This window comes from Teichococcus deserti, assembly GCF_001982615.1.
Lineage (GTDB): Bacteria > Pseudomonadota > Alphaproteobacteria > Acetobacterales > Acetobacteraceae > Pseudoroseomonas > Pseudoroseomonas deserti.
The window spans coordinates 1-4,166 of record NZ_MLCO01000390.1; the positions used below are offsets into that span (position 1 = coordinate 1).

A 4,166-nucleotide genomic window follows, 5' to 3' on the forward strand; every position below is an offset into this window, starting at 1 on the left:
CCAGCAGCCGGGTCAGACCGCCGGGCAGCGTCGCCGCGGCCGCCTGCACCGTGCCGCCATTGAGGCAGAGGGCGAGCTCCGACCCCGACCAGGCCAGCGCCGCGCGGAAGGCGGTGCCGGCGATCATGCTGCCGCCGGCCAGCGTGGCCAGCGTCGCGCCGCCGCCGACGGCGAGCGCCTGGATGGCGCTGCCGCCGGCCGCGTTGCGCAGCAACAGCCGGTTGGCGTCGCTGCCGTCGTCGATCTGCAGCAGCCCGGCCGGACTGGCGCCGGCGGCGGCGGGCAGCAGCGCCTGCACCACCAGCGTGCCCTCGGCGCCGAAGCCGCCCGGGGGCGACCAGGCCGGCGCGTCGGCAGCGCGGCTGGAGACGGCGGGCGTCCCCGCCGCCGGCAGGATCGGCGAGGAGGCGGTCGCCGCCTTCTCCAGCTGCGGCCAGCCGAGGCGGATGGTCAGGTCGACCACCTCGGCATTGGCGATGTTGGTGCGGAACAGCAGCAGCAGCCGGCCCGTGGTGGCGCTGGCCAGGGTCCGGGTATTGACCCAGCGCTGGCCGCGCAGCGGCGCCGTGGTGACGGCGCGGATATCGACGCCGCCCTCGGAGAGGTAGCCGGCGGCGGCGGTGTATTCGATCAGCAGCGCCTGCACGACGCCGGCCGGCAGCGCGCCGGCGGCGATCTTCGCGAAGAAGCTGCCGGTCCAGACCTCACCCTGGGCGGCCACCACCTGGGTCGCCGCCTCGAACTTCATCTGCACCTGGCCCGCCGCCGTCGCCGTGCCGGAGAGGCGCCAGTCGACATAGGGGATGCTGTCCTCGACGCCGGTGCCGGCCACGGCCAGCGTCAGGCCGCTGCTGTTGAAGCTGGTCCAGGTGGTCGGCAGCGTGCCGGGGGTGCCGGCGATGGCGCCCTCGACCCGCGGGTTGCGCAGCGCGTTGCTGCGCGCCTCCTCGACCAGCAGGCGGCGGGCCGGGCCGTGGAAGCGCGGCGTGTTGGCGGCCGCCGGCTGCCACAGGCCCGCCGCATCCTGGGCCAGGGCGGGGCCGGCGCGGGCGACCGCCAGCCGCTCGTCGAAATCCGGGCCGAGCAGGCGCAGCGCGGTCTCCGGCGTCACCGCGCCCGCCATCGGGGCATGCTGGAACATCAGGGGGCCCCCGCGCCGGTCAGGTGGCAGATGCGGGTGGTGCCGCCGTCGGGCGAATAGAGCAGCAGCGTCGCGACCCCGCCCGAGCGGATCTTCGTGAAGCCGTCGCTGTTGCTCGGCGTGCTGCCGGTGAAGCCGGACAGCGTCAGCGCCAGGTCGCCGCCGGTGCGGTTGACGACGCTGCAGGAGAAGCCGTCGCCGGTGCTGGCCCAGTTGATCGACAGCGTCGTGCCCGGATTGGCGATCAGCATCCGCGCATTGTGGCTGGCCTGGGCCAGGGCGGTGGCGCCCGACAGCAGCACCGTCGTCATCCGCCGGTCGGTGAACTGCGCATCGACATACTGCCGGGTCGCGGCATGCAGCGCCGCGGTCGGGTCGGCCGCCAGCACCAGCGGGCCGGTGCCCACCGTCAGCGTGCCGTTGCTGGCCATCCGCAGCCGCTCGGTCACGGTCGCGCCGCTGCGCGTCTCCAGCACCAGGTCGTTGCTGGCGACGCTCAGCTGCGCGACGACGCTGCTGGCGCTGTTGGCCAGCGTCAGCTGCGCGCCGTCGGTGGCGCTGCGGCGGTGGATGTTCACCGCGCCGTCCACATCGGTCGAGAGCCGCGTCTCGATGGCGGCGGCAGCGGAGACCGAGGCGAGCTCGAGCCGGCCGGCGGCGATGCGCTGGGTGTTGGGCGTCGAGGTGCCCGGCCGGTTGGCGGCCAGCTGCAGCTTCTGCATCGCCGCCGCGTTGTCGGCGGTGAAGGTGACCGGGCTGGTGTCGCAGCCGGTGACGATCAGGCTGCCGGTGCCGCTGCCGAGGTGGATCGCGCTGATGGTGACGTTGCCGGTGCCGGGCGCGCCGGTGAAGTCGCAGCCGACGAAGGAGAGCTGGCCGCTCAGCACCTCGGCGATGCGCCGCGCGCCGCCGGTGACGTCGACGCCGATGATCTCGTGCTGCTCGGCGCCGGTGGTGGTGACCTGGACCGAGCAGCCCTTGGACGAGATGAAGCCGCCGACCCACTTGGTGCGCAGCGAGGTGCCGGCGATGCGGATGCCGACGGTGCTGGGATCGGCCATGTCGTTCCAGCCGTCGGTGCCGACATTGCTGAAATGGCCGGCATGCACGGCGTTCTGCACGTCGAAGCCGATCTCGTGGCCGTATTCGAAGCAGTTCTCGAAGCTCGCCATGTCGGCGTCGTTGATGACGAAGGCGCTGCCCAGGCGGCGGTTCGGGTTGATGTAGACCGCGCCGCCGGAGCCCCAGAGCCCGGCGAAGCTGCTGCCGCGCAGATCGAGCCGGCTGCCGTCCACCACGGTGACGACCCAGCGGCCGTAGCAGGCCGGCGCGCCGCTGCCGCGCACCTCGGCGACGTTGATCATGTCGCCGGAGGCCAGGCCATGCGGGCTGGCGGTGGTGATGCGGAACAGCCCGCTGCCGTTGTTCTCGACCGCGGCGATCGGGATCCGGGTGTTCGACCAGCTGCGCGCGGTGGTCAGCAGCGGGTGCCAGTTGACCTCGCTGATGCGCGAGACGTCGAAGGAGCGGCCGAGATAGAGGCCGTTGGTGCAGTCGCCCAGGATGTCGCTGATGCGCACCCGGGCGTTGCCCTCGCTCCAGATGCCCCAGTTGAAGCCGAGGATCAGCAGCCGGGTCAGCGAGCTGTCGGCGCCGTTGCCGGCACTGCCGCCGGCGGCGCCGTTGCCCAGGGTGACGGCGGTGCCGGCGAAGGCGGCGGCCTCGTCGAGGCCCTGGCGCAGCGTCGTCGCCCGCGTCATGCCGCTGCGCATGATGGCGACGCCATGGATGCCGCCGTTGCGCTGGACCCGGATGGTATAGGCCGGGTTCAGCACGATGGTGTAGCGCACCGTGGCGTAGTCGCTGTTCATGCGGAAGCCGCCCTGGTGGAGCTGGCCCTGCAGGATGACGTTCTCGCGCACCAGCAGCTCGCCGCTGTTCACCAGGTAGCGGCGGGGACCGAGCAGCACGGTGCCGCCGCCGAGGGCGAAGGCGGCGCTGATCGCGGCGTTGATCGCCGCCGTGTCGTCGGTGGTTCCGTCGCCGACGGCACCGAATTCGCGCACATGCAGCGGCCGCTCGGCCAGGATGCCGCTGCGCAGCTGGGCCACCGTGGTGCGGCGGGTCTCGCCCGAGATCAGGCCGCCCTGCACCACGGGGGCGATGTCCAGGTCGGAGATGGTGCTGACCACGGGCAGCTCGGTGATCTTCTTGTCGGGCATCGTCGGGGGGATCCTTGGCGCGGAGGCGGGAAGGGCGGCGACGGGAAGCGGGAGGGGCGCGCGGTCAGGTCAGAGCAGCAGCTCGCCGCCCTCGATGCCGGTCAGGCTCATGCCGGATTCGGTCAGCAGCGCGAAAGGCTCGGTCACCACGAAGGAGGCCGAGGTCTGCGTCGCCAGCGGCTCGCCCGCGTCGGTCACCCGGATGCGGTAGCCGCTGCCGGGCGACGGGGCGGTGAAGTCGATGGTGGCGCTGCCGGCCGAGACCGCGACCGTGGTCGGCCCCGCGATCACCGCGCCCGAGGAATTCAGCATGCTGAAGATCACCGAGGTGACCGGGCCGCTGACGCGCGCCGCGACGGTGAAGACGCGGCTGACATAGAGGCCGCTGGGCAGCGGATCGAGCGCGACGCTGCGGGTCGCGGCGGTGACCGCGTCCATCGTCATCTCGAAGAGCAGCGCGGCTTCCGCGTTGATGCGGATCGGCGCGGCCGTGGCACTCAGCACCAGGCCGTTGCCGACATTGCCGTTGGCCAGCACCGGCATCAGCACGATGGCGTCGGCGGCTTCCAGCAGGATCACGTGGCCGGGCTTCAGCCGGCTGATCGCCGCGGTGAAATAGCCCGGCGCCAGCACCGCGGCGCGGGTGTCGGTGGTGATGTAGAGCCAGAGGGTGAAGCTGTCGGTGTTGGCGAGCGCGGTCAGGCCGCGGGCGTCGAAGGGCATGCGCGTCTCCTGCTGGATCGGCGGAACGGGGCCCGGACGACGGAAAGCCCGGCGCTGCGGGGGCAGGGCCGGGCTTGGTC

General features: G+C 72.9%; 3 protein-coding genes. All 3 read right to left on the reverse strand.

Features of this window, described 5'->3' with window-relative positions; translation table 11 throughout:
* The coding region (locus BKE38_RS27770) for a phage head spike fiber domain-containing protein (RefSeq protein ID WP_420014342.1) at window positions 1–1,141 on the reverse strand (1,141 nt) is incomplete at its 3' end.
* A complete protein-coding gene (locus BKE38_RS27775) occupies window positions 1,141–3,363 on the reverse strand; it encodes a glycosyl hydrolase family 28-related protein (protein WP_076960404.1) in 2,223 nt (740 codons plus the stop codon). The genes BKE38_RS27770 and BKE38_RS27775, both read right to left, overlap by 1 nt.
* Window positions 3,364–3,432: 69 nt before the next feature.
* The gene (locus BKE38_RS27780; protein ID WP_076960405.1) at window positions 3,433–4,086 is read right to left on the reverse strand and encodes a hypothetical protein; all 654 of its coding nucleotides are present in this window, start codon (window positions 4,084–4,086) and stop codon (window positions 3,433–3,435) included.
* Between the last annotated feature and the right edge of the window lie 80 nt (window positions 4,087–4,166).

What these genes read in the sequence shown, in the direction of transcription:
- BKE38_RS27775 (WP_076960404.1), bottom strand. Translation starts at nt 3,363, where the DNA reads ATGCCCGACAAGAAGATCACCGAGCTGCCCGTGGTCAGCACCATCTCC.
- BKE38_RS27780 (WP_076960405.1), bottom strand. Translation starts at nt 4,086, where the DNA reads ATGCCCTTCGACGCCCGCGGCCTGACCGCGCTCGCCAACACCGACAGC.